Genomic DNA, 26,291 nt, shown 5'->3' with positions numbered 1-26,291 from the left:
GCAAAACGCAAATAGATTAATTAAATAGATATGGCTTTAGGAGGATGGCATGATGCCATCCTCCTATATTTATGCTCTGTTTAAATCACAAAGGGAAGCAGTAGAACCGTCCCCTGCTTCCTTCTATTATTATTGTTGTACTGATCCGTATAGCTCTTCTAATGGTTTCATGATAATTTGGTTCAATTCACCAATAACAACGCTCATGCGTTGTTCTGCTGCCATAAGTTTGGAAATGCTTTCGTGTTGTTGAACAAGTGCCACTGTTTTTTGGGCTTGTTCTACTTCTTCTTGTGTAATTTCTTGACCAGACATTTGCTTTTGCTGAAGCTGTAATTGAATATTACGGAAATTATCAAACATCGCTTTCGCGGAAGGATCTGCATTTACCGTGTCATACATCTTTTTCAATTCTGTATATTCATCACTTTGACGAATCGCTTTCTCTAATGCATAAGCAGGATCATGTAAATTTACTGCCATTTAAACAACTCCTTTTATTAACAATTGACTCCACTATAACAAACTATGCATCATAATACCAGAAATACCTCTATTTCAAAAAGGAAATAAGAACATTCATCTTGATCTGGGGGATAAATCTTTTTCCATGTCTATCACAACTTTGCTAATCTTTCATACGATATATCAGCACGAAAATAGGCGAATATCAGAATGTCTCTTCATAACTTGAACAACAAATGGGGAATCGGGATGACACGGAAATTTTTACAACTATCGAAAAAGGATGATTTTCAAGAGATATTAGAAGGATTATCTATTGCTATCAGTCCCTCTTTATTAAAATTCTTAAACATTGACCTTAATAATACTGTCTATGTATGTGTAGCTAAGATAATTATTCCAGTAAATGTTCAAACACATTCCCTTGAAAAACAAGATATTATTTTTAGCTCTGATTTAGAAAAAACTTTGCTACTTCCTAAGGAAATTAAGACCTTCCTTATTCCCTATTATAATAAAAATCAAATCATTCATTTAGGCCCAGTTATTGGCATATTAACAGATATCAATGACAATAAGGAAGATATCTCCTTTCCAGCTATTCAGCATTTATGCAAAGAATTGGCGGAAGAATTAGTTCAAATTGGCGGATTTTTTTATGTTTTTGGACTGCAAAATTTCGAAGAAGATAAAATTTATGGTTACTTTTTAGATAATCATACTTGGACAAAACAACTCTTCCCTTATCCTAATGTTATTTATAACCGACTTCATTCTCGTAAAGCAGATGCTAGCACCACCTTTTTAAAGCTAAAAAAAATATTGGAAGAAAAGGAAATCCCAATTTTCAACAGTAAATTTTTAGCAAAAGATGAAACGAATCAGCTTCTAGCCGACCAAGCTTCTATCGATAAACATTTACCCGTCACAGAGAAACTAACTGAACAAGGATTTTTCTCGATGCTAAAAACTTTTCGAATTCTCTATGTGAAACCTGTTCATGGGAGCCAAGGAAGAAACATCATTCATATTGAACACATAGACGATCATTTTATTGCGACCATTTCGTCTGGAAAAAAGAAAGGAAAAGGACAGCTTTTTACAGAGGAAAAAAAGCTATGGATGTGGTTAAAAAACTACGTTAAAAATAAAAGCTATATTTGCCAGCAAGGAATTGATTTTCAAAAATGGCAAGGCCGGCCGCTCGACTTTCGTATTCTTTGTCATAAAAATTACCAAGGACATTGGACGATTACCTCCACTGTTGCAAGAATTGCCCAAAAAGATGCCATTGTTGCAAATCTTGCCCAAGGTGCAGAAATGAAGGCTGCAAAAATTGTTTTAAATGAATTACTGAATACAGAAAATGCCTCCCAAAAATTAGAAGAATTAAAAGTATTGGCTATAAAGATTGCAACTATTCTTAGTGAGAATACAGAGGGATATTTAGGAGAACTCGGAATCGATATCGGCATGGATAAACAAGGACATTTATGGATTATTGAAGTAAACTCTAAACCCTCTAAAAAATTAGAGGAACATATTGAAAAAACAAGGCCATCTACGAAAGCTTTGCTTGATTATTTTATTGCACTTTCCTTTTCCCCTTATTTAAAGGAGCTATCAGAAGATGAATAATTTTGGAATTATGTCATTATCATTAGATCATGAAAATCATTACATTCACCAAATGGCAAAATACGGACACGATTTAGGCTTTACCCTTTATCATTTTGTCCCATCTACTTACCATCCCTTTACACATACCGTAAAAGGAAAAAAATATTTGCCAGAATCAGATGCTTGGCTAGAATCAGAGTTTCCTGTACCTACTATTTTATATGATCGCTGTTTTTATCATGATGATTCTCATTCTATTCAATGTAAAAACATTATTCAATGGCTAAAAAAACAGCCCACTATTACCTTTATCGGCAATGGATTGCCAAATAAATGGGAGTTATATCAAATATTGCGTGAATCTAAACTTGCCGCTTATATTCCCGAGACATTCCTCTTACAGTCAGCCAATCAAGTAAATTTCCAGAGCTTAAATCCTGTCATTATTAAGCCAATAAACGGTTCTCAAGGAAATGGACTGTATTTTATCGAGAAGTCAAAAGAGGGAATTTTGGTTAGAACAGATAAAAAGGAACAAACAGTAGAAAAGATTTTTTCAGATCGAATGACTTTTAATAAATGGCTTAACCAGCTTTTAAAAAGAAGCTCGTATTTAATGCAAGCATATCTACCTCTTTCCAATCAAGAGAAACAACCATTTGATATCCGTGCCTTACTGCAAAAAAACACGCAAGCAGAATGGAAAGTTATTGAAAAAGGAGTCCGCATTGGAGAAAAAGGACGAATTATTTCTAACTTAAGTGTTGGTGCGTCCATACATGCATTTGAAGAGTGGTTTCGATTCACTCCCTTTAAATTAAAAAGCTTTCTTAAGCAGGAAATGGAGGAAATATTCACTCTCCTTCCTTCTATCTTAGAAAATTCCTTCTCTGCTTTATTTGAAATTGGCGTAGATATTGGTATTACACCAGATGGTTCCTTATGGATTCTCGACGTAAATTCAAAGCCAGGGAGAAAAGTAATTATGACAGCATATCCCCACCTATGTGAAAAACTCTATAAAGCTCCTGTCCTTTATGCTGCAAAACTAGCTGATGATAAAAGGAGGAATTTAGATGAAAAAGCTATATCCTATCGAAATAATCACTAATAGTGAAAATACGGTCTACTTACCAACTGACTTTAAAGCTAGTACCCATTTAAATAAGATTGTATTAGGAGCTTTGAGCAAAGATGCAACCATTCAACAACATAAAAAAACAAGGAATACGGTGGGAATCACTTCTGACCTTTTTAAAAATTTGCTTTTTCCATCGTCAACTTCTAATGTTCATCTATTCGCAGATGAAGAAACCTTATATATCGGACCACTTGTAGGAATCTTTACATCCGGATTTTCCACCATTAAAGTTCGCCCAATCGGCGAACGTTCCATACTTTTTTCCAAACTTCTATCTGTCCAAAAGACAGTTGGTGTCATTGCCTTCCTATTCGGGGAACAGCATATTAATTGGGAAGCCGGAACGATTAATGGACTATTTTATGAAGATGGCTGGAAATCAGCAGAGGTGCCTTTCCCTAATGTTGTTTATGATCGTATTCCTAATCGCCGAATTGAAAATCTCCATAAGATTCAAGGCGTTAAAAACCGATTACAGAAAGAGTATTCAATCCCTTGGTATAATCCAGGCTTTTTTAACAAATTGGATATATATGAACGTCTTCTTCAGGATGACAGTATTTCAGATTATTTACCAGAAACACATGCACTCACAAATTTTACCGTCATTGAAAGAATGCTTAGCAACTTCGGCAATGTGTATATAAAACCGAAAAATGGAAGCTTAGGAAAAGGTATCTACCAGCTTTTATATGATATAAAGGATGGCTATTATTATACGCGTTTTAAGGATTTGGAGCAGGGCAATCGCTTAATGAAATTTGATCATTTAGAAGCATTAATAAATCATTTATTCGAAAATCAGAATTTGTCCCATTATATTGTGCAACAAGGAATTCACTTAATTCGCTCCGAAAAAAAATCAGTCGATTTCCGTGTTCATACAAATAAAGATAAAGATGGTAATTGGGAAATGACTGCGATTGCCGCAAAAATTGCTGGAGCAGGAAGCGTAACCACCCATCTTAATAATGGTGGTACAGTCAAAGCAATCGAAGAATTAGCAGATACCGAATTGCAAAGCGATGAAATGATCCATAAACTTACCAAAGCTGCTTTACAACTAAGTAAAGCATTGGAAAATCAAATGGAAGGATATATTGGAGAAATTGGATTTGATTTAGGATTGGATCGCAAAGGACGCGTATGGTTATTTGAAGCAAACGCTAAGCCAGGGAGAAGCATCTTTAAGCACCCTTCTCTAAGAAAATTCGATCTGGAAACACGAAGAAAATCACTGGAATACGCAGTCTACCTCATGGACCAAAGTATTAAGAGTCTAGAGGATATCTATCAATGAATATTTATTATGATTCCGAAAAAGAATGTTGGTATACAGCTTCAGAGGACATTCACTTTTTTGGGACATCTAAAAAGCGCTTATCTACCGCTAAGCCACATGATGATCATGCAGCTTTTCCGATTGTCCAATATGAAAAAAAGGTTGGTCCGTTAATCGGGATTATGATTGCAAGAAATAAACATCATAAATTAATTGGAAATGGCGAGCTCTTCAAGCGATTCCAGAAACAACTTCAATTGCAGGCAGGAGGAATTATCGTGATCTTTCCTCCTGAAAGTTTACAGACAGACCAACTAACTGGATATATTTATTGCTCCACTAGAAACAAGTGGCTAAAAGCTATTACCCCATTACCAGACATTGTATATAACCGAGTGCCTTTTCGAACAACTGAAAAACAAGAAGCGTTCCAATCGGCAGTGTCTTTTTTTAAAGAAAAAGGAATCCCTTTTTTCAACTCTTCCTTTATAAATAAATGGGAACTTTATCAACTATTTAGCGATTACCCTTTGTTAAAAGAACATTTACCAAAAACAATACGCTTAGAAGAAAAAACGGATTTCACTAATTTTTTTCTTACCTATAATAATATTTACTTAAAGCCTGTAGAGGGATTCAAAGGAAAAAACATTTACCGTATCAGATTAGAAAAAGATGATTCGATCAGTGTAAGCACAACAGAGGAGACTGCTTATTTTTCTAGTATAGATGAAGTCTGGAAACATTATCAGCAAGAATGGTCCAAAAAAGAATATCTGATACAGGAAGAAATCGACGGTGCCTTATATAATGGAAACCGTTTTGATTTTCGCTTATTAGTTACCTTTGAAGAAAATCGCTATGTACTTACTGGAGTGGGAGTGAGACAGTCTAATCAACAAGATGTAACGACCCATATCCCATCCGGTGGAAAACTGCTTGCCTATCAAGAAGTCCAACAAGAAAAGCATGATTTATTTTTCAAAAAGATGGTCAACCATTGTGGAAGCATTTTAACAAAAAAATATGGTTTTATCGGTGAATTTTCCATCGATGCCTGTATAGATAAGAACGATCATTACTATCTTTTCGAAATTAACGCAAAACCGATGTTATTTGATGAAAAGGAAATTGAAGAAAAACGATGCCAGCAACTAATAAAACTATTTTATACATTGACTAATTTTCCCTACAAGAATAAATCACATTAGATATCCTCATCCTAAAACATAGGAGGGATCATCATGAAAAAAGCCAAAAAGGATCTTGAATTTGAAGGTAGAGACGAAGCTTATTTAGATATTGACCGTGTCATTAATGAAGGTTTAGCTGGCGGAACCGTTATAAACAGAGAAGAAAAAACAAATATTGAGGAAGCAAGGGAACTTTCAGAAGAAGAACCTCCTCATATAAGCGAATAGACCTTTTCAGCATCCCCTTAATTTGTGGTTTTACAGGAAAGGGGATGCTTTTTTAGCTTTGTCTCGGTTAATTTTAGTTTTTATCAGCCAACGTGGGGCGGATTTCAGCCAAACTTTGCGGGTTATCAGCCAACGTGGAGTGGATTTCAGCCAAACTTTGCTTTTATCAGCCAACGTGGAGTGGATTTCAGCCAAACTTTGCTTTTATCAGCCAACGTGAGGCGGATTTCAGCCAAACTTTGCTTTTATCAGCCAACGTGGAGTGGATTTCAGCCAAACTTTGCTTTTATCAGCCAACGTGGAGCGGATTTCAGCCAAACTTCGGGTTTTTCAGCCAACACCCATACAATATCAGTCAAACTCTCCCTTCATATCCCCCACTTGCTCCCTTTCTATAAAACGTTATAAAATAAAGTTATAAAAATGTTGTTACTATTTCGGAGGAACCATCAATTGAAGCATAAATTATTAGCCTATTATAAACATAGCTTGGAGCAAGCAACACCTCCAACCCCATCACAGCTTTCCGATTATTATTGGTTTAAACTTGATTTTCAAGACGATTGGATCGGCATTCAGAAACAGGAGATTGATGTATCTCAGCTTGAATTATTAAAAGCGTGTTATGATTTTTTCCAACCTGATGAAACATTAGAAAAAGAAGAATACAGTTGGAATCAGTATCTTTATTTCAATGGAGAACAGCCTTCTTTCAAAAATATTGAAACCTTACGTTTGATTCAGTTCCAGATTAAAGGTGATTCTGCTTCCATTGAAAAAAAGTTAATTGAATCTGCTTTTGATGGTTTTATTCATGCAAATAGCCTTATAATTTGGAATGGCTCCAATGAAGGTGTTGTGATTGAGCAAAATGCACAATATCTAGAAGAGGAAGATTTTATTGCTCTTGCTCAAGCTTTACAATCTGATTTCTTTTTTTCAATCTGTTTTTATATTGGAAAAGAGCTGAAGCTTAATAGTCCTGTTCCCACTGTTTTCGGACAAGAAAGAAACTTATTTACAAAAGGTTTAGCATTTATGCCAAAATCGATTGTCCTTAGTTTAGAAACGATTCTTCCCAACCTCTTAATCAGCCGACTAAGAGAAGATGAGCTTGAATTATTCAAAGAATGGTTTTCCATTTTTGAAGAAGATAAAGAACTTTTGCTTACCATTAAAACATTTATTGAAAACAATGGACATAGCACCAATACAGCAAAACAATTATTTATCCATCGCAATACATTACAATACCGCCTTGATAAGTTTACAGAAAAAACTGGTTTTGACCTAAAGAATTATCATAGCTATATTACCACCTATCTTGCCTGCTTGTTTTATACTAGTGGCAAATAGTCTCCTTGAAGCCATCATTGGCTTTTTTTCTTTTGCCTTCTCCTTTTTATCGAAATTGTTTTCAAAGAGATTGTTGTTTTCTCATTTCAAAAAAATATGGAGCAACTTGAATAAACATAGACTTATGCGAAGCGTATTTAGGCTGCAGAGTATAACACCAAATCTTACAAAAACAGCGATTCCCCCCTTATGATACAAGTAGTTAGGCATTTTGCTCAAAACTTTGTAAGCGTTTTTCATGCATTTCGCCGATTTGAAAACGGTATCAAAAATGATAAAGTATAACTATCAAATAGTAGGGGGAAGAACAAAATGGCAGAATTAGTGTTAAAGAATATTTATAAAATATATGATGAAAAAGTAGAAGCAGTTAGAGATTTTAATTTACACATTCAAGATAAAGAATTTATCGTATTTGTTGGTCCTTCTGGTTGCGGTAAATCTACAACTCTTCGTATGATTGCAGGCCTTGAAGATATTTCAAAAGGTGATTTCTTTATTGATGATTTACGTGTTAACGATGTTGCACCAAAAGATCGTGATATCGCGATGGTTTTCCAAAACTACGCATTATATCCACATATGACTGTTTATGATAATATGGCATTTGGTTTAAAACTTCGTAAATTTCCTAAAGCGGAAATTGAAGAAAGAGTAAATAATGCTGCAAGAATTCTAGGATTAGAAGAATATTTAAAGAGAAAACCAAAAGCGTTATCTGGTGGACAACGTCAAAGGGTTGCACTTGGTCGTGCCATCGTTCGTGATGCAAAAGTATTCTTAATGGATGAACCATTATCAAACTTAGATGCTAAATTACGTGTTCAAATGCGTGCTGAAATTTCTAAATTGCACCAAAGACTACAAACTACTACTATTTATGTAACCCATGACCAAACAGAAGCAATGACAATGGCTACAAGACTAGTAGTTATGAAAGATGGTATTATCCAACAAGTTGGTGCTCCAAAAGAAGTATATGAAAAACCGGAAAATGTTTTCGTAGGCGGATTCATCGGTTCACCAGCAATGAACTTCTTTGAAGGAAAAGTAGTGGACAATAAATTAGTTATTGGTAATACTTCTTTCATCATTCCAGAAGGAAAATTAAAAACATTACGTGAACAAAATTATATTGGCAAAGAAGTTATCTTCGGTGTTCGCCCAGAGGATATTCATGATGAACTAGTATTCTTAAGCAGTTCAGAAAACACAAGTTTTGATGCAAAAGTAGAAGTATTTGAATTAACAGGTGCAGAAAGCCTTGTATACTCTACTCTTTCCGACAAAGAATTTGTTGCTCGCTTAGATTCAAGAGCAGACCTTCAAGCTGGTCAAACGGTAAAATTGGCGTTTGATATGAATAAAGGTCACTTCTTTGACAAAGAAACAGAACTTCGCATTCGCTAATAAAAAATCAATTATAATTTAAAAGGCTGGGACATAAGTATTCCAGCCATAGATAAACCCGAACAACTATCAAAGAATCCTAAATGGTTGTTCGGGTTTTATTAGTTTTATAAAAGGTTGTTTCAGTACAGTTAGTGTTAATATCCGCAGCCTGAATACACTTCGCTTTCCATGGGGCGAGCGCCGAGCCGCTTCGGCCTCTGGCCTGCAGGGTCTCGGACTTTCTCGCAGCTCCCATAGGAGTCTACGTGTATTCAGGCTGCTCCATATTTCCTACTAATTCATTTTTTCTAAAAAAACAATATTTTTTAGGGTATTGCCTTTAAAAACGGAGTGGAATGGAGCGGAAGACACTCGACTCCTGCGGGAAGTAGAGCAAAACCTAAGACCCCACAGGCTTTAGCCGAGGAGGCTTAGGTTGCTCCCCGCGGAAAGCGAGTTTCTGTAGCGCAATGGAACGAATTAGTTTTTACACTTGACTATATTTAAAAACATAAATAACCATTGTATAAAAGAAACCTTTATTTAAGAGATAAATTAGAGATTGTTCGTCTTTACAGATTGGCTATTTAGTTTTGTCCCAGCCTCTTAGTTTTTCGCCAAAAGATTTTTGAAAAGTAAATGGAATTTTCATACGTTGCTTGGAGTGGAAGGGGTGAGACTCCTGTGGGATTAGCGAGACAGCTTAGACCCTGCAGGCTGTAAGCCGAAGCGGCTCAGCGCGAGCCCCACGGAAAGCGAACCCCTGGAGCGGAAAGCAACAGCCCTATTCAAAGAGACTAATAAATATACTATAGACAAACCTCTATTTCTAAAATTCGGTTTGTGTCTATAGTTTAAGCTTACCTTGCTAAGGCATGGTAAGCTTTTTATTCATTGCTGTGGAAATTGTTTCTATTACTTCCTATTCCTTTATAAACAATACCTCTTCCTGTCCACATTGTTGACACTGCACAAGATGAGGACATAGATGTGCAGATAAATCCGGATAGCCATCTTCAAGCTTCATTTGATCAATTGGCATATAGGCACTATAATCATCATAATAATCCATTACTCTGCCCTTATCTTCGACTTGATTTCCACATTTGGAACAAACACTTTCTAATTTTTCCAATCCGTTACAAATAGGACATATCGAACCCAATTTATTTCCTCCCTCTTATTCCGCTTTAACGTCAGTCTACTTTCATGACTGACGTTTACCTGATCACTATCTTTAGTTTCTGTATGGAATAAAGAATCTATCCAATAGTTACAAAAGGAATTAATTACCTGTTTTTTTAAAGGAATAAGATAGTGAAAACCAACCATAATAAGAGTACAAGCAACAAACAAGGTACAAAACGCAGCAAACAATACATTCTATTACATTGGGTTATACCTAGTGGTAGTAAGAGATTTCTTACAAACTGGTGCAATTCCAGATAACCCAACCAAAAAAACAACTAGAAGGAGCTGGAACACAATGGCAAACAACAATTCTTCAAATCAACTTTTAGTACCAGGAGTATCTCAAGCTCTAGATCAAATGAAATACGAAATTGCATCTGAGTTTGGTGTTAACCTAGGTGCAGAAACTACTTCTCGCGCTAACGGATCTGTTGGTGGAGAAATCACAAAACGCTTAGTACAAATGGCTGAAAAGCAACTAGGTGGATATCAAGGTTAATAAAAATTTTATATAATGGCTAGAGCCCTCCTATTTTAGGAGGGCTTGCTTTATTTAGGATATAACCATTTTACTCCATTTAAAAATTGATGAACAAAATACTTTTTTTGGTGATCCGCATTTTTTCCAAGAACAAATTGATAGTTGTCCTTTGACAGTTTTCTTAAAAATATTTTGTTTGCAACGAGAACATTATTAACCATCTCTCTTTGGATATTGTTCTTTCTCTTCCCCTCTTCCTCTCCAACATATAAAAAAACACGATTTTCCTTCCCAACCTTATTTTTTTGTACAAATGAAAGGATATTCGGATACCATAATGACGGGGAGATAATCCCAAATTTCGAAAAATAATCGGCGAATTCATACATAGCGTATACTGAAATTAATCCACCTAAGGAGGCTCCCATCATTCCTGTATGTTGGCGATCTGTTTTCGTACGAAAGTGCCTATCAATATACGGTTTGATGTTTTGGCTAATAAAAGTTAAATATTCTCTTCCTTCTCCCTTAAAAGGCGGAAAAGCAGAACTAATACTAGGTGAAAACCATGGCGTATATTCATCAAGCCGATCCATTGGTTCAATTCCCACTATCATTACTTCCTCTACTAGTCCAAAAGAGAATAATTCTTCTAATTCACTTAAAACAGAATGAAAGAGAGATCCTCCATCTTGTACATAAATTACAGGATAATTTCTTACTGAATTATTATAAGAAGGAGGCATGTATATACTCAAAGATCGCGTCTGTATATGTGCCTCCACTAACTTTCCCTCCATCTACTTCTTCCTACTTCCTATTAATATCCTTCTATCATCACATAACTACACTCTTGCTTTTACTAACAAATAAACAAAATATGGTGCTCCAAGAATGCTTAGTATAATTCCAGCTGAAATTTCTGCAGGTGCTACAATAGTTCTGCCGATAAAATCTGCAATTAGCATAAAGAAACTACCAAGCAATCCACAAACAATAAGAGAATTACGATGTTTTAAACCAACAAGAAGTCTTGCCATATGGGGAGCCATTAACCCTATAAATCCAATGCTTCCAGAAACAGAAACACATGCTCCAATGAGGCCAACAGCACTTAATAGCAACAACCATTTTTCATTTTCTACTTTTACTCCAAGCCCAATCATTACTGGTTCCTGCAACTGAAATAAGTCAAGGGAATATGCTTTACGAATAATAAGTGGAATGATTAGTATAAACCATGGCAAGATAGACAGAATAAATAGCCAGTTCGCATTATAAATACTCCCATTTAACCATACTGTTGCCATTTCAAAGTCTTGTGCTTTCATTTTTAAAGACATATACATCGATAAAGAACCGAAGCCAGAATTTATCGCTATCCCCGTTAAAATGAGCTTTTGTGAATCAAGTCTTTCTCTCTCCTTTGCCAATAAGAAAAGGATAAAAGCTGCAATAAACCCGCCAAGTAACCCAATAAGCGGTGTGGTTAAAATAATCCACAAGCTATTCTTATTTATGTTTAGCAATCCTTGAAAGAAAAACATATAGGCAACAATCGCAGCACCAGCTCCACTGTTAATGCCCAAAATACCAGGATCAGCGAGTCCATTTTTTGTTATACTCTGCATAATAGAACCTGCTATTCCTAATCCAAAGCCAACTAAAATCGCTAAAATGATTCTTGGCAAGCGAAACTCAAATACCACCAAATCGGTATCACTATTAGGATGATATCGGAAAATACTCCTTACTAACTCTTGAAATGATAGAATATATTCGCCCTTAGATAAACTAATAAAAATAACTAATATGATTAAACCACTCAATATATAAAGTGATAAATAGGTTCTTTTTTTCTCTTTATCCACGTTGCATATTCCCTCCTCCCTTTGTTTTTATTAAATACAAGAAGAAAGGAACACCTATAAATGCTGTTACGATTCCAATTGGTGATTCAAAGGGGTAATTGATGAATCGACTGAAAGTATCACAAATAACCAGAAATAGAGCACCTAATATTCCAGAGCAAGGAATAATTTTTTTATAATCTACCCCAACAATCATTCGTGTAATATGGGGAATTATTAAGCCAACAAAGCCAATTTTCCCTGCTAATGAAACAGAAATGCCTGTCATTATCACTACAGCTACCATCGTTAATAGTTGGATAATTAATGTTTTTTGGCCTAGGGATGTAGCAATTTCTTTTCCTAAAGATAAAATAGCAATTGATTTGGAAAGAGATAATGCCAAAATAATACCAACAATTGCTAAAGGAAAGCATAGCAGCAATAATTCATTATTAAGCTGATGCAAGCGTGCATTATACCAAAAGCTCATATTTTGAGATACTTGAAAATAGGAGGCAAGCGCAGAAGATAAACTGCTTAAAAAGGAACCAAAAACCGTGCCAATAATCGCAAGTCTTAAAGGGGAAAAACCATTCTTCACTATGGACGCAAGACCTAAGACAAGAAATACACCTAAGGAGGATCCAAGAAAAGACACAGCAACCATTTGCAGTGAACTGATGCTTGGAAAAAATACAAAAGCTAACGTTATCATAAATGCCGCTCCATCTGAGACACCCATTATAGATGGAGATGCTAAATAATTTCTTGTCATCCCTTGCATCAAAGCTCCTGACATTGCTAAAAGACCACCTATTAATAAAGTTCCTACCGCTCTTGGAAATCTTGCTGTACGAATAATGATTTGCTCGACATTCTCTGCATCATAGTGAAAAAAAGCGTTATATATTTCATTAAATGAGATATTCATTGTCCCCAGAGAAATAGATAAAAGAATTACTACTATACTTAAAAAAGGTGAACTATATATAATTGCATAAGCGCGTACTTTCTCTCGATCCATGTTTCCCCTCACCTAACCTAGTGAATAAAATGCCTAAATCGTTGAATGAATAATTTTTTTCGATGTCTTTATAAAGTGAAACTTCCATCAGTGGGGGGTTTCTTTCCTCCCCCACTGATGGTTAGTTGAACCAATCGGACCTTTACGGACAGTTGATCTCCCACCTATCTTCCTCGTATCCTCATAAGCTTGAGGGGGGAGTCTTACTGCCCGTTAAGTGTGGGACAAATTAACAGAAAAAAGCCCCCACCTAAATGTTAAGAAAGTTAGGTGGGGATTAGTGCTCCTTCAGTCTTTGTTACCTTTCTTACTTGAATATATCTGTAAAAGCTGCTAAGAAAGTTGTTTTACTCCATGCTGTTCCCCCTGCTGCCAATGGATCAACTACATTTTCATACACTTGCTTATTTTTAACTGCATCTAAACTTTTCCAAATAGAATTATTCTCCAAATCAGCTAACGCTGTTGGACTGTCGGCATTTTCCGATTCTTCGAATTGGATAAATAAATAATCTGGATTCATTTCAGCTAATTTTTCTAATGAAATCATTTCTTGTGCTTTTGCTGCTTTCACTTCTTCTGGAACATCTAGTCCAAGATCCGTATATAGAACAGGATTAAAATAGACAGATTCAGGATAAATATATAAACTTCCTCCTCGCAATCTGAGCATTACTACCTTTTTCCCAGAAAGATCTGCTTGAAGTTCATCTTTTGCTTCCGTAACATTTTTTTCATAATCAGCTATGATTGACTCTGCTTTGTCTTTTTCATTGGATAATTGACCTAATAAGAGAAGATTATCTTTCCAGTTTGTTGAAATATGAGACACAGGAATCATTGTTGCAACTTTATTTAAGCTTTCTGCCACTTCTGGTTGAAATTTGCTTGTACCTAGAATAACATCTGGTTTTAATTGCAATAGTTTTTCTACACTAGGCTGTGTTTTTTCCCCAATTTGCTCAGCTTCTGACATAGAATCTCCTAAATAAGCAGGAAATTTTCCAGCTGTTGCAATAGCACCTGCTGGTTTAATGCCAAGTATTGCCGCATCTTCCATTGCCTCTTGGCTTGCTGTTACGATTGTTTCTATTTTTGCAGGTAATTCATATTTTTCACCTAAATAGGTAACCTCTTGAGTCGTGCTTTGTTCTTCGTCTTTATTATCTTTTATAGCTGAAGTTGTACTTTTTTCCTCTTTTTCACCACATGCTGTTAATAGTAAAACAGCTGCCAAGAAGATAAAGAATAAATTCTTTTTCATATACTTTCTTTCCTTTCTATATGTAATCCTAATTGATATTGATAACCTTTATCAATTAGGATTATACTGAAAAATACTTCAAGAAAGACATGGATAATTTCCGCTAATTTGCTTGTACTTTTTCCACCATTAACTCTTGGATATTGTGAAGTACTCTTAAATGCGAGCTTGCTGAGTACTCATTCCAGGGATCTGACTGGATAAAAGCAACCTTTTTACTTTTTACTGCTTTTATTCGATTCCATTCCTTTGAACATTTAAGTTTTTCCCAAAAGCCAATTGTGTCAATATCCTGTCGAATATTTAAAAACAAATAAGTAGGATTTAGGCTTACTAAATAGGAAAGTGAAATGGTTTCATTTAATTGGATATCTTCTTTAGGTTGTGCCGAGGAAAATCCTAAATCTTGATAAACGAGATCGATAGCTGTTCTAGAACGATTTAGTACTAGTGTATTTTTAAATATACTTACTACCAACACTGTCTCTTTCTCTAATTGTTCCTGCAGTAGTTTTTTCGTTTCGTTCACCTTATTTTCATATACTTTTAGGAAGTATTCTGCATCCATTTCACAATGAATATAGGAAGCAATCTCCAACAATTGACTTTTCCAGCTGCAATTTTGGACATGATAATAGTAGACCGGTGCAATTTTTTCAAGTGCTTGCTTCTCTTTATCTGATATATCATCCTTCGCTATTATTTTATCCGGTTTCTCTTCAGACAGTTTCTGTATATTACTTTCCCATTGTGAATGAATCTTGTAGGCATTTAAATGAACAAGAATATCATCATGAAAAAATTGGTAATAGTAACGAGTCCATTTAGGATGAAGAGGGGCTGCATATGGGATAATATGTAGGGCAAGTAAATGTCCTGTTGTTGAAAAATCATAAGAGGCAATCTTCAGCTCCCGTTTTTTTCTGTAATTGGTTGGAGGAATGCCTACTATCTTTTTAAATACTCGGCTTAGATAAAATTCATCGGCATAGCCAACACTTGTAGCAATTACCCGTAAACTGTTGGATGTTTTAACTAGTAATTCCTTTGCCTTTCCTATACGAATTTCTGTAAGAAAATCTTGTACGCCAATCCCATACTCTTTTTTAAAAAGCTGTGAGTAATATTTTGGACTTAATCCTACTTTCTTTGCCAATAAAGCGGTAGAGATGGTCTCATGATAATGATTTTCCAGATACTTTTTTGTCTCTTCAATTGCAAGCATCGTATCTTTAGGAGCAGTTTGCTGTTGATTGCTCATAAAATAATGAAAAATCATCGCTATTTTTGCCTGTTTAAGAAAGTGATTGTTCGTTAGCTTATCACGTTCTAACGCTAACAGTTCATCCAACAACGTTGGAATCTTATCAACTGGCTGTAACACAAATGATTGGAGAAAGTTATTTTCTTTTTTTAACTTTACTTTCTTATAGGTATCTATGCTTATCTCCCTCGCTTGATACACTTGAAATTGCAGAAAATAATAATCTATACAGCAAGTATTTTTAAACTGAAGATGATACGTGCATTCTGCTGGAATAAATAGCAGATCTCCTTTACGGAATAGAAATTTCTCTATGTCAATAGACAATAAGCCTTCCCCACTATTAATATAAATAAATAGATAACTAGTCGATAATACTCTTTCTATCTTCCTGTCATATAATCGTTCTATACGACAATAGTTGATTTCGAAACTCTCCCAATTATTAATCATCTCAATTTCCTCTCTTGTTATTTCTTCTATTTCTATGTACAATAGATTTACCTAATTAACATTGATAATCATTATCACTTATTTTAACAAATTGATGGATAGAAAGAAATAGGTGGCGATATGATGATTAAATCGAAAGAGAGCTTTTATATTCCCGATACAGAAATTTGGACATGTCCAATGAATGAAACGAAAAACTATAAAATTTTTGTTTATATTCCAAATATCCCTGTTCCTGAAAACGGATTTCCCGTCCTATATCTTTTAGACGGAAACGCAAATTTTGGTAGTTATGTAGAAGCAATGCGTTTACAAACTAGAACACAAGAAAAAACTGGATTACATCCTGCTGTTATAATTGGAATTGGCTATGAAACGAATGAACCATATAGCAAGGAAAGGTATCTCGACTTTACGTTTAATGCAGATCAAACATCGCTTCCTAAAAATCCTGCTGGGTCAAAATGGCCTCCTCATGGAGGTGGGAAAGAATTTCTAGCCTTTATTGAAGATACATTAAAACCGCTAGTGGAACAGAACATGCCAATAAACACTAATAAGCAAATGATTGTCGGTCATTCACTTGGAGGGCTTTTTGTTCTCTTTACTTTATTTACTTCTCCTTCTTCATTTCAATATTACCTTGCAAGTAGTCCATCCATTCATTGGAATGAGGAGCAGTTATTAGAAGAACTAGACTTTCTCCCAGAAAGATTGAGCGAGTTAGATCCAAGCAAGTTACTTCTGACAGTTGCTGAGAAAGAGAAATCACACTTTACAAATATGCACCAAAAAACACTTGATCTCTCTGAAAAATTACTAAACTACCATACTAAGACATTCCACCATATATTCCATGAATTTAAAGAGGAAGATCATCTGACTGTCCTCTTACCACTTATCAATAAAACGATTGCCTTCTTAAATGATAAGGTGATTTGAGTGACTGGAGGAAAGACAACAGCAAAAATGAGGCTGTGAGATAACTAAATAGATACTATGTAAAGACGAACAATCTCTCATTTAGCTAGTAAATAGCGGCTGCTTTCGCATACTTTTTTACAATAGAAAATATAATTAGTTGGGAAAACAGAGCAGCCGGAATACACGTAGACGCCACGGGGATTAGCGAGACAGTCTGAGACCCTGCAGGCCAAAGGCCGAAGCCGCTCAGCGCGAGCCCCACGGAAAGCGAAGTGTATTCCGGCTGCGGGCAACAGCAACAAACTTCATAGAGCATCCTTTTTTAAAATGAAAAAACCCTAAACAATTATACGAACTTTCCGTTAGCGTTTTCGTATAATTGCTCGGATTTAACTTTAACTGGAATACTTATGTCCCAGTCCCTTTCCTATTTCTTAATGAAGATTAAATTATTCATTAACTTACTAAATCTTGCCCTTGTTGTAGCTGATACATCTGATAATACTTCCCTTTTCTATCCATCAATTCATCATGATTGCCTTTTTCCACTATCTGCCCATGATCAAGGACGAGAATTTGATCAGCATTGCGAATGGTCGATAGACGATGGGCAATGATGAAAGTTGTTCTGCCTTCTTTTAGCACTTCCATCGCATGTTGAATAATTTGTTCCGTTTCCGTATCAATACTACTTGTTGCCTCATCTAAAATGAGTATTGCTGGATCAAAGGCTAGAGCTCTCGCAAAGGAAATAAGCTGTCTTTGTCCACTAGATAGAGTACTCCCCTTCTCTATCACCGGCTCATCGTATCCTTTTTCTAAATGCTTTAATACTCTATCTGCCCCAACATCCTTCAATGATTTCTCCACTGTTTCTCTTGAAATAGAAGGATCATTTAACGTTACATTGGACGCTATTGTTCCTGTAAAAAGAAATGGATCTTGGAGAACAATCCCCATATATTTGCGAAGATCCTGCTTCGAAAAGGATGTGATATCTTTTCCATCTATCATTATCCTTCCTGATTGAATATCATAGAAGCGGAATAAAAGATTCATAATCGAACTTTTACCAGAACCTGTGTGACCGACTAGTGCAACTGTTTCGCCTTGCATTGCCTCAAAAGAAATATTTCTTAACACATAGTCATTATCTTTATAAGCAAAGTTGACTTGATCAAAGGTTACATTTCCTTTATATCTTTCAAGGGTAACATCTTGGACATCGATTCCGTCTTCATCCAATAATTCAAACACTCGTTCTCCTGCCACAAGTGCTTGCTCCAAATTGGCCAATTGATTAACAATACCTTGTACAGGCTGAAATAGGCGATTTATATAGTCAACAAAGGCATAGAGCACGCCTAGCGAAAGTGCCGTTGTTGCCGATAAAGATTGACCAGCAACATACCAGATAAATACAACAAATACGATATTTCTTAAAACATTTACTAGGTTATGAGAGGTAAGACTATTTAAACGAAGCATTTTATTTTGGTAGCGGAAATGCTCGTTATTCAAGTCCTCAAATTCTTTTCTTGTATGCTTTTCCTTGCTAAATGCCTGAATAATATGCATTCCTTGAATAGATTCGTTTACCATTCCATTAATATCACTAATTTTTGCTCGAATAACATGATTATATCGAGAAGCAAACTTACGATATCCCATCATCCATACATATAAAATCGGAAGCAAAATTAAGCAAATCGCAGCAAGTGGTGGATTTAATATAAATAATGCAATATAAATTCCAATAATATTAATTCCACTTGAGAAGAAATTGGATAATACCGTTACATACAACTCCCGAATTGCCTCTGTATCGTTGGTTACTCTGGCCACTACTTTACCAGCAGGTAGATTATCAAAATATTTGATCGGTAACCGTTGAATGTGAGCAAATACATCCTCTCGCATCTTCTGAATAATTCGGTTTGCTGACTTTTGTAATAAATAATGCTGCCCGTATTGGAAAAAAGCAGAAATAATCACTAATCCAAAATAAAAAGTTAACAGCTTTAAAATTGGTGTAATCTCCGGCTTATAAAAATCAAAAACTTCAGAACTAGTCAAAGCCGTAGCAGGATACGTTTCCACTTCTTCCCCTCTGCTGATAGTCAATGTTCCATCATTAAACTTACGACTTCCATCAAAAGAAATGGCTCCCTCTACAAAAAGAAATTGTCTTCCAACTTGAAGTATTCTTGCCTCGGCAAGCTTTTCGTCATCGGCTTCAAGATACGCAGCTTTTTTGTAGAAATTTCCATTATAGGATACTGCGTCTTTTTTTGGTTCTGTTTGATACCAAGGTGATTCAATCCCTGTTATATGATCATCAATTACCTTTTTAGCAACAAATGGACCTGCCAGGTCGGCGAATACAGCAATTGTCAGCATGATTAACGCAGCAATAATAATTCCTTTAAATTTTAAAGCATATTGAAATAATCGTTTACCTGTTGTCATGCTTTCACCTCCACTTCTTCCGCATCCACCTTTGTCTGTTGCGTTATATACTGTTCCTTATACCAGCCATTCAGTTTCATTAACTCATCATGCGTCCCATGCTCTGTAATATGTCCATCTTCCATTACAATAATATGATCGGCATGCTGAACTGCTGTCATTCGGTGAGTCGTAATGATTGTTGTTTTTGCTTGTCTTTCTTTCTTAATATTCGTGATAATTTTTTGTTCTGTTTTTGCATCTACCGCTGATAAAGAATCATCTAATATTAAAATTTCTGGCTTACGGATAAGTGCTCTCGCAATCGATATCCGTTGCTTTTGCCCTCCAGATAAGGCAACTCCTTTTTCACCAACGAGTGTTTCTAACCCTTCTGGAAGCATTTCAATATCCTGTTTAAAAGAGGCAAGGCTAATTGCTTCTTCTAATTCTTCTTCGATAGCTCCCTCTTTTCCAAATAAGATGTTTTCTCTCACTGTTTTTGAAAAAAGAACGTGATCTTGGGGAACATAGCCAATCCAACCTCTTAACGTATGTAAATCAATTGAATCAATGCTTTTCCCGTTAATCGTTAGCTTACCTTCCCCTTTCGGATACTCTCTAAGCAGCTGTTTAATGATCGTTGTTTTCCCACTACCGGTCTTACCGACTATTCCCACTGTTTCTCCTCGTCTAATTGTTAAATAGATATCTCGAAGATTTTCTTGCTTAGACGATGGGTATTGAAAGTTCACATCGTTTAACTGGATAATTTCAGGAATACCAACTTCCTTGCCCTCTTTAGGACTAATTACGTCTGCTTTATAATTCAATGTATCCTGTACCCGATCCAAAGAAGCATTTCCACGTTGCATAATATTCATTAATTCACCAACTGCAAACATTGGCCAAACAATCATTCCTAAATAAACATTGAATGTAACAAGCTGCCCAATCGTCAGTTGTTGCTGAAAAACTAAATATGCACCATAACCCAGTCCAATCAAGTAGCTTAACCCAACAAGAATTCGTACAGTCGGATCAAATAAAGAGTCTATTTTAGCCACCTGTAAATTCTTCTTATAAACATCTTCCGTAAAACGGTGGAATTGTTTTTCTTCTTCTTTTTCTAAAACATAGGCGCGGATAACGCGAACCCCTGAAATGGACTGAAGGACACTATCATTCATATCACCGAATGCATCCTGTGCTTCCATAAACCGCTTATGAATTCTCTCCCCATATATTTGCATAATAACTGCCATAATAGGTAGTGGAAGAATCGCTGCTAGTGTTAATTTCCAGCTTACCGTTAACACCATCGTAATTAAAATGGTCAGCATAAATATGGTAGAATCGACTAAAGTCAAAATTCCAAATCCAGCAGTAACGGATACGGCCTTTAAATCATTGGTTGCCCTCGCCATTAAATCGCCAGTTTTATTTTTTTCAAAAAAAGTTGGTGTCATCTTAAATAGATGATTCATAAACTTGCTTCTCAATTTCAATTCTAAAATATTCGCTCCGCCAAATAGCTTATACATCCAAAAATAAGTGATGATATACGTACTTATTGTGATTCCCGCAACCACAAGTATATAGATCATAGTCTTATTGCTTGTTAAAGTACCAATCGTTAGTTCATCAATAAACATTCCGAGAATCCTTGGCGGTAGCACCTCAATAAATCCGACAAATATTAAAAGTATAATAGCTATCGTGTAACTCTTCCAATGCTCTTTAAAAAACCATTTTAATTTTAAAAATATAGAAAACATGTAATCATCCCCTGTCATTCTTCATCTGCTACTAGCCACTTTCTAAATCCTTTAATGCCTTTCTAGCTTCCTTAATGATTACAATCATCGACTTCTCCTCCTTTATCATTTCATTAGAAAATAAATGTATTTATTGCACAGAATACAAATTCCTTATTTCCCCACAAAAAAAGAGACAGACCGCAACCATGCGACCTATCCCTTTATGACAGAAAAATACACGGGTTACCTATATAGCAACCCATCTAATCCGCGCTAAAATTATCGATAAGAAAAAAGAGGGTTACCGAAATATGAAGTTGTAAATGAATAATATCTATTTAATCTTCTCATCGGTAACCCTTCCTTTCTCTACATTTATTTTCCAATATAAATGTAGATTAACACGTACCTTTTATAAAGTCAATTGCAATTATTTTGAAAATTAAAGATTTTAATAATTTAATTGTACCTCTTTTTGCCTTGCCAGTTCGTCTTTCTGCTCCTTTTCTTTCGCTAATTTAGGTAACACTAGACTGTAATAGCCACCAACTACAAGAAAACAAGCCCCAACAAACCAATAGATTATTTCTATAGAAAACCAATTAGGATAACCGATGGAAATAATCCCTAGTGTAATTGACTGTGAAAGCATCATTAACGGTGTTATCCACCCTTGTACTCTCCCCATCATCTTTGGTTCAATAATCGTAGGCATCCAGCCACCTATCGCAATATTAATCATTGGTAAGCCGAGCGCTAAGAAGAAACAGATTGTTAAAAAGACCAGAATATTTGTTGAATAAGAAGCCAAAATGGTCATTACGGCAATATAAAAAGCCCCCAGAATAATTAACTTATACAATTTAACCTTTTGTGTAAGAAGAGATGAAAGGAAACTTCCAATCATTACGCCTGCTCCAAACACAATTCCAAAATAAATGGAGACTTGTTCATAATTATCAGGCGCTAACTTATATTTCAAAATAAAGACTTGCATGACACTAAATCCGCCATTTACCACACCGAAAGCAATAAATCCATATATTAATGCAAGCAATAATTTATTGGTCAAAATGTATTTTAACCCAATCATAAAGTCACTCCAAATAAATCGAATGTTTAATTCCTTTATAGAATAACTTCCATTTGGTTTTCGAACACCTTCATCCAACTTCATGGATTTAATAAGTAAACCACTAATCGTTAAAGTAGCTACATCAACCAAGATTGCTCCATATATCCCTACTGTCCAATAGACAAATATCCCAATCGCATTGCCAAATAGCATAAAGACACTGTTCACTAATTGATTTAGTCCTGCTGCGGTTGTATAATCCTCTTTTTTCAATACTCCTTGAAGAATGCCTTGTTCTGCCGGAAAAAAGAATTTTTGAACAGCACTTCTTAAAAACAACATCATAAAAATAAGTGGCATCCATCCAATAAGAACTGCCCCCAACACGCATAAAGACATTGCAGCTGCAATCATCTCACAATAATAGGCAATCTTTTGACGATCCAATCGATCTGCTACGACTCCCACTAAAAAAAATACTGCTAATGTGGGCAAGGAAAACATTAATTCTGTAATCGTAGCATAGGCGGGCTGTTCAGAAAAACGATCGAGAATATAAAACATAAAAGCGGTTAAACCAATAACACTTCCCATTTGCGATGTGACATTTGCTATAAATAGTCTCGTAAAGCTTGCGTTTTTGAATATTTCTGCAAATTCTTTCATTTAATATCCCTCATCCTTTAGTTGATGAGTTAATTCTAGCTTTCTTTCCACGGAAAATGACCATTCATCCGATGGTTTCTTGTTCCGTCTACAGACGGAAATAAATTCCATTATAAAGGCGGATAATCCCCCATTTTACTTGAGCAAGGATGGTTATTTTCTATTTCAATGAAAGTAAGGATTAGCATTGGGGATAGTTCTATTGTTACCTATTGATTCTTATGAGACATGTAGTAGGGCAACTCTCTCTGTTCCCTTTTTCCTCTGCTTCTCTTCCTTTCGGGCATAGAGAGTGCTTCTCTGTTCCCTTTTTCCTCTGCTTCTCTTCCTTTCGGGCATAGAGAACGCTTCTCTGTTTCCTTTCCTAAGCAAAAACGGACGCTGATGCACCCTTATTTTACGCACAAAAATAGACTGTCCATAAATTAGTCTTGAATAGATAAGTCATTCAAGATTAATGTAAAAACAGCCTCCTTATTCACATTGCTTATTCTCCTGAAAGTTCCTTAAAACGATCTTTTGATTCTTTTTCATCGAAGCTGGAAAAAATTCGAAAGTGGTCTTCATCAATAATGCGAAAATGCTGACTAATGATATTCTGTTGAAGAATAAAACCGTTCTTTTTTTCCACTTCTCTCCACCATACTTTTCCACCCATCGTTTTTTCTTTTCGGTAATCCATTCCATCACGAGCTACAGTTTCCAAAACCTCTAACGGTTCATTACCAAATAAAAAACGAACTGTTTCTGTCTCTCTGAATAGAGCGCATACTGCTACTACAGTAGACCAACCTGCATAAAGTCTACCTTTCTCAATTTGCACTAAGGTCTTTTTTGATAATCCAATAACCTCTGCCATCTTATCTTGGGTATATCCCGCTTCTGTGCGTATTAATCTCATCTTTTCTGATACACTCTCAATAATTTCTTCTCTTGTCAAAGTTTCTTCATTCCCTTATTAGTTATGTGTAATTTTACACCATCACTAATATTATAAGCTTCCTTTGCATAAATATCAATTTAAAACTATTAGACGCTCAAAATTATTTTTTGCTCAACATTTCACATTTTTGGTCACAAGCTTGCTTTAAGGAACACGCTGCACATTTTCCCTTTTTGGATTGTTGAATGTGACGGTATAATCCATAACCTGCATAACTAAAAATCATAAATCCGAGTAAAATACTGATAATCATTCTATTCACTCCTTCAATTTAAACCGATCCATTTTCCTAGCTGATAAATAATAAATGAAAGAATATATGCAAGAATAAGTGCATAACCGACAGAAAAGGCGGACCATTTTTTTGATCCTGTTTCTTTATAAATAGTAGCAAGTGTTGCCAGGCATGGAATGTATAATAGAATAAACACCATAAAACTATAGGAAGCTAATGGCGTATAAACTTCTCCCATTAAATGCTGCAAGCTTCTTGTGTCTGGAACGGCATAGATGATATTCATAGCAGAAATAATTGCTTCTTTTGCAAGAAACCCCGTTAACAAGGATGCTCCTGCTTCCCATGTTCCAAAACCTAGAGGGGCAAGAACTGGTGCCATCACTGAACCAATTAACGCCATAAAGCTTTGGTCCATTTCTACATCTAATCCTCCTGGTCCTAAATAAGTTAATAACCAAATTAAAACAGAACCAGCGAAGATAAAAGTACCTGCTTTCTTTAAGAAACCTTTTCCTTTATCCCATGTACTTTTCCATAAGACCTTTAAACTAGGCAATCGATATGGCGGCAGTTCTATTAGAAAAATAGACTTTTCTCCTTTTAAAATAGTAGAAGAAAATAGTTTAGCAAGTAATAAGGCCATTACTATGCTTAAAACATAGAGGGATAACACTATTAATGCTCCATTTTTGCCAAAAAACGCTCCTATAAATAATGCATAAACAGGAAATCTTGCCGAACAACTCATTAATGGCAACAATAAAATTGTTAATAATCTCTCCTTCTTTGTTTCGATTGTTCTCGCAGCCATTACCCCAGGAACATTACAGCCAAACCCAATAATCATTGGGATAAAGGCTTTACCATTCAATCCTACATTTTCTAACCATTTATCCATAACTAGTGCTACCCGTGACATATACCCAGAGTCTTCTAAAAAAGAGATACAGAAAAACAATATAAAAATTTGCGGAATAAAAACGAGAACGCCTCCTACCCCTGCGATAATTCCATCAATTACAAGTGACCGTATAAAGCTAGTTACTTGCAGACTGGTTAATAGATTCGTAACCCCCTCTGTCAATAAATCTGAAATAAGGTAATCTAGACGATCAGATAATGGTGTTCCAATCCAATCAAAAGTCAACATAAATAATATATACATAAAGGCAATAAAAATTGGAAATCCAAGATATTTATTTGTTACGAGATAATCGATTTTTTCCGAAATTGGGATCTGCTTTTTGTCTGCTTCTACTTCGACTTTTTGGACAATTTGATTTACCACTTCTCTACGTTTAAGATAAATTATTTGTTCTGGCTTTTTCGCTATTTTTTCACATTCCAATGTTACTTGATGGATAAATGTCTCCAACTCTTGTTTACTTAAAAGATTAGCAAGAAATTGGAAAATCGTTGTATTTCCATCAAGTAATTGGATTGTTAGCCATCTATTTGAAAGGGATGTTTTTCCTTGAAGCATAACGGACATTTTTTCTATTGCATTTTCGATTATTTCCCCATAATGGATAAACAGAGAGTATTCCCCATTACACTGCTGATCAATAGATGCTCTTGATAGCTCCTCACATCCATCTCCTTTTCGCGCACTTATCGCAATCGTATTTGCTCCTAAATAAGTGGCTAATAACTGGTGATCAATGACCTTTCCTTTTCTTTTGGCAATATCAATCATATTTAAAGCGAAAATTACCGGTTTCCCATATTCTAATAATTGAATAGTTAATAATAAATTTCTCTTTAATTGCGAAGCATCGATAATATTAACAATTCGATTCATCTTTCCTTGCAATAAGTAATTTGTGACTACGGCTTCTTCTTCAGAGATTGGTGTTAAAGAATAGACCCCAGGTAAATCTACTAAAATTGCTTTTTTATTTTTAAAGGTACCTATCTTTTTCTCTACCGTCACTCCATTCCAATTTCCAACATACTCATAAGATCCTGTTAGATGATTAAATAAAGAAGTCTTCCCTGTATTCGGATTCCCTAAAAGAGCTAATTCCATT

Annotated in this window: 22 protein-coding genes; 9 read left to right on the top strand and 13 right to left on the bottom strand. The window is 35.4% G+C overall.

Annotated features, from left to right (window positions below; all coding sequences use genetic code 11):
* Positions 1 to 129 precede the first annotated feature (129 nt).
* Positions 130 to 483 carry a YlbF family regulator gene (locus HHU08_RS06605; RefSeq protein WP_016201933.1) on the bottom strand — a complete coding sequence of 118 codons (354 nt, stop codon included), beginning with the start codon at positions 481 to 483 and terminating at the stop codon, positions 130 to 132.
* A 231-nt stretch (positions 484 to 714) separates the two neighbouring features.
* Between HHU08_RS06605 and HHU08_RS06600 the strand changes: the two genes are divergently transcribed.
* From HHU08_RS06600 to HHU08_RS06565, 7 genes are all read left to right on the top strand, one after another.
* Positions 715 to 2,103: a YheC/YheD family endospore coat-associated protein gene (locus HHU08_RS06600; protein ID WP_169188073.1), complete on the top strand. Its 1,389-nt coding sequence runs from the start codon at positions 715 to 717 to the stop codon at positions 2,101 to 2,103.
* Entirely contained in the window at positions 2,096 to 3,196 is a 1,101-nt protein-coding gene (locus tag HHU08_RS06595; RefSeq protein WP_169188072.1) for a YheC/YheD family endospore coat-associated protein, read from the top strand. The genes HHU08_RS06600 and HHU08_RS06595 overlap by 8 nt, the downstream gene beginning before the upstream one ends.
* Positions 3,162 to 4,526 carry a YheC/YheD family endospore coat-associated protein gene (locus tag HHU08_RS06590; RefSeq protein WP_169188071.1) on the top strand — a complete coding sequence of 455 codons (1,365 nt, stop codon included), beginning with the start codon at positions 3,162 to 3,164 and terminating at the stop codon, positions 4,524 to 4,526. Before HHU08_RS06595 ends, HHU08_RS06590 begins: the two co-directional genes overlap by 35 nt.
* A complete protein-coding gene (locus HHU08_RS06585) occupies positions 4,523 to 5,719 on the top strand; it encodes a YheC/YheD family endospore coat-associated protein (RefSeq protein WP_169188070.1) in 1,197 nt (398 codons plus the stop codon). Before HHU08_RS06590 ends, HHU08_RS06585 begins: the two co-directional genes overlap by 4 nt.
* A gap of 33 nt (positions 5,720 to 5,752) precedes the next feature.
* A complete protein-coding gene (locus HHU08_RS06580; protein ID WP_016201927.1) occupies positions 5,753 to 5,929 on the top strand; it encodes a hypothetical protein in 177 nt (58 codons plus the stop codon).
* A gap of 453 nt (positions 5,930 to 6,382) precedes the next feature.
* Complete coding sequence (locus tag HHU08_RS06570; protein WP_016201926.1) at positions 6,383 to 7,285, top strand: PucR family transcriptional regulator; 903 nt, start codon at positions 6,383 to 6,385, stop codon at positions 7,283 to 7,285.
* Between the two features lie 312 nt (positions 7,286 to 7,597).
* Positions 7,598 to 8,695: an ABC transporter ATP-binding protein gene (locus HHU08_RS06565; RefSeq protein WP_016201925.1), complete on the top strand. Its 1,098-nt coding sequence runs from the start codon at positions 7,598 to 7,600 to the stop codon at positions 8,693 to 8,695.
* A gap of 904 nt (positions 8,696 to 9,599) precedes the next feature.
* Here HHU08_RS06565 and HHU08_RS06560 read toward each other — a convergent pair.
* Positions 9,600 to 9,842, bottom strand: coding sequence for a hypothetical protein (locus tag HHU08_RS06560; protein WP_169188068.1), 243 nt, complete (start codon positions 9,840 to 9,842; stop codon positions 9,600 to 9,602).
* A gap of 321 nt (positions 9,843 to 10,163) precedes the next feature.
* Here HHU08_RS06560 and HHU08_RS06555 point away from each other — a divergent pair, with 321 nt between their 5' ends.
* Positions 10,164 to 10,367 (top strand): alpha/beta-type small acid-soluble spore protein, encoded by a 204-nt coding sequence (locus tag HHU08_RS06555; protein WP_016201923.1) that lies wholly within the window; start codon positions 10,164 to 10,166, stop codon positions 10,365 to 10,367.
* Between the two features lie 50 nt (positions 10,368 to 10,417).
* Here the strand turns inward: HHU08_RS06555 and HHU08_RS06550 are convergent, their stop codons facing one another.
* The 5 genes from HHU08_RS06550 to HHU08_RS06530 form a co-directional block, all read right to left on the bottom strand.
* Positions 10,418 to 11,149, bottom strand: coding sequence for an alpha/beta hydrolase (locus HHU08_RS06550; RefSeq protein ID WP_169188067.1), 732 nt, complete (start codon positions 11,147 to 11,149; stop codon positions 10,418 to 10,420).
* A 45-nt stretch (positions 11,150 to 11,194) separates the two neighbouring features.
* Positions 11,195 to 12,220, bottom strand: coding sequence for a FecCD family ABC transporter permease (locus tag HHU08_RS06545; protein WP_016201921.1), 1,026 nt, complete (start codon positions 12,218 to 12,220; stop codon positions 11,195 to 11,197).
* The gene (locus HHU08_RS06540) at positions 12,213 to 13,226 is read right to left on the bottom strand and encodes a FecCD family ABC transporter permease (protein WP_016201920.1); all 1,014 of its coding nucleotides are present in this window, start codon (positions 13,224 to 13,226) and stop codon (positions 12,213 to 12,215) included. Before HHU08_RS06540 ends, HHU08_RS06545 begins: the two co-directional genes overlap by 8 nt.
* 307 nt (positions 13,227 to 13,533) lie before the next feature.
* Complete coding sequence (locus HHU08_RS06535; RefSeq protein ID WP_169188066.1) at positions 13,534 to 14,490, bottom strand: iron-hydroxamate ABC transporter substrate-binding protein; 957 nt, start codon at positions 14,488 to 14,490, stop codon at positions 13,534 to 13,536.
* 103 nt (positions 14,491 to 14,593) lie between these two features.
* A complete protein-coding gene (locus HHU08_RS06530) occupies positions 14,594 to 16,207 on the bottom strand; it encodes an ABC transporter substrate-binding protein (protein ID WP_169188065.1) in 1,614 nt (537 codons plus the stop codon).
* Between the two features lie 120 nt (positions 16,208 to 16,327).
* Between HHU08_RS06530 and HHU08_RS06525 the strand changes: the two genes are divergently transcribed.
* Positions 16,328 to 17,149: an alpha/beta hydrolase gene (locus tag HHU08_RS06525; RefSeq protein WP_169188064.1), complete on the top strand. Its 822-nt coding sequence runs from the start codon at positions 16,328 to 16,330 to the stop codon at positions 17,147 to 17,149.
* 438 nt (positions 17,150 to 17,587) lie between these two features.
* On the opposite strand, the gene HHU08_RS06520 is transcribed toward HHU08_RS06525, so the two are convergent.
* From HHU08_RS06520 to feoB, 6 genes are all read right to left on the bottom strand, one after another.
* Entirely contained in the window at positions 17,588 to 19,600 is a 2,013-nt protein-coding gene (locus HHU08_RS06520; RefSeq protein WP_016201916.1) for an ABC transporter ATP-binding protein, read from the bottom strand.
* A complete protein-coding gene (locus HHU08_RS06515) occupies positions 19,597 to 21,357 on the bottom strand; it encodes an ABC transporter ATP-binding protein (RefSeq protein ID WP_016201915.1) in 1,761 nt (586 codons plus the stop codon). The genes HHU08_RS06520 and HHU08_RS06515 overlap by 4 nt, the downstream gene beginning before the upstream one ends.
* 433 nt (positions 21,358 to 21,790) lie before the next feature.
* Positions 21,791 to 23,080, bottom strand: coding sequence for an MFS transporter (locus HHU08_RS06510; RefSeq protein ID WP_101730374.1), 1,290 nt, complete (start codon positions 23,078 to 23,080; stop codon positions 21,791 to 21,793).
* A 487-nt stretch (positions 23,081 to 23,567) separates the two neighbouring features.
* A complete protein-coding gene (locus tag HHU08_RS06505) occupies positions 23,568 to 24,020 on the bottom strand; it encodes a helix-turn-helix transcriptional regulator (protein ID WP_016201912.1) in 453 nt (150 codons plus the stop codon).
* Positions 24,021 to 24,123: 103 nt separating this feature from the next.
* A complete protein-coding gene (locus HHU08_RS06500; protein ID WP_016201911.1) occupies positions 24,124 to 24,276 on the bottom strand; it encodes a FeoB-associated Cys-rich membrane protein in 153 nt (50 codons plus the stop codon).
* A gap of 13 nt (positions 24,277 to 24,289) precedes the next feature.
* Positions 24,290 to 26,290 carry a ferrous iron transport protein B gene (gene feoB / locus HHU08_RS06495; RefSeq protein WP_016201910.1) on the bottom strand — a complete coding sequence of 667 codons (2,001 nt, stop codon included), beginning with the start codon at positions 26,288 to 26,290 and terminating at the stop codon, positions 24,290 to 24,292.
* Between the last annotated feature and the right edge of the window lies 1 nt (position 26,291).

This window comes from Niallia alba, from assembly GCF_012933555.1.
Taxonomy (GTDB): domain Bacteria; phylum Bacillota; class Bacilli; order Bacillales; family Cytobacillaceae; genus Niallia; species Niallia alba.
This window is presented reverse-complemented; position numbering and strand designations above follow the sequence as displayed.

Bases quoted from the DNA above. Each gene is read 5' to 3' on its own strand.
- HHU08_RS06540 (WP_016201920.1), bottom strand. From the start codon at position 13,226: ATGGATCGAGAGAAAGTACGCGCTTATGCAATTATATATAGTTCACCT.
- HHU08_RS06550 (WP_169188067.1), bottom strand. From the start codon at position 11,149: ATGGAGGGAAAGTTAGTGGAGGCACATATACAGACGCGATCTTTGAGT.
- HHU08_RS06525 (WP_169188064.1), top strand. From the start codon at position 16,328: ATGATGATTAAATCGAAAGAGAGCTTTTATATTCCCGATACAGAAATT.
- HHU08_RS06535 (WP_169188066.1), bottom strand. From the start codon at position 14,490: ATGAAAAAGAATTTATTCTTTATCTTCTTGGCAGCTGTTTTACTATTA.
- HHU08_RS06580 (WP_016201927.1), top strand. From the start codon at position 5,753: ATGAAAAAAGCCAAAAAGGATCTTGAATTTGAAGGTAGAGACGAAGCT.
- HHU08_RS06600 (WP_169188073.1), top strand. From the start codon at position 715: ATGACACGGAAATTTTTACAACTATCGAAAAAGGATGATTTTCAAGAG.
- HHU08_RS06510 (WP_101730374.1), bottom strand. From the start codon at position 23,080: ATGAAAGAATTTGCAGAAATATTCAAAAACGCAAGCTTTACGAGACTA.
- HHU08_RS06585 (WP_169188070.1), top strand. From the start codon at position 4,523: ATGAATATTTATTATGATTCCGAAAAAGAATGTTGGTATACAGCTTCA.
- HHU08_RS06590 (WP_169188071.1), top strand. From the start codon at position 3,162: ATGAAAAAGCTATATCCTATCGAAATAATCACTAATAGTGAAAATACG.
- HHU08_RS06520 (WP_016201916.1), bottom strand. From the start codon at position 19,600: ATGACAACAGGTAAACGATTATTTCAATATGCTTTAAAATTTAAAGGA.
- HHU08_RS06565 (WP_016201925.1), top strand. From the start codon at position 7,598: ATGGCAGAATTAGTGTTAAAGAATATTTATAAAATATATGATGAAAAA.
- HHU08_RS06555 (WP_016201923.1), top strand. From the start codon at position 10,164: ATGGCAAACAACAATTCTTCAAATCAACTTTTAGTACCAGGAGTATCT.
- HHU08_RS06595 (WP_169188072.1), top strand. From the start codon at position 2,096: ATGAATAATTTTGGAATTATGTCATTATCATTAGATCATGAAAATCAT.
- HHU08_RS06515 (WP_016201915.1), bottom strand. From the start codon at position 21,357: ATGTTTTCTATATTTTTAAAATTAAAATGGTTTTTTAAAGAGCATTGG.
- feoB (WP_016201910.1), bottom strand. From the start codon at position 26,290: ATGGAATTAGCTCTTTTAGGGAATCCGAATACAGGGAAGACTTCTTTA.
- HHU08_RS06605 (WP_016201933.1), bottom strand. From the start codon at position 483: ATGGCAGTAAATTTACATGATCCTGCTTATGCATTAGAGAAAGCGATT.
- HHU08_RS06500 (WP_016201911.1), bottom strand. From the start codon at position 24,276: ATGATTATCAGTATTTTACTCGGATTTATGATTTTTAGTTATGCAGGT.
- HHU08_RS06530 (WP_169188065.1), bottom strand. From the start codon at position 16,207: ATGATTAATAATTGGGAGAGTTTCGAAATCAACTATTGTCGTATAGAA.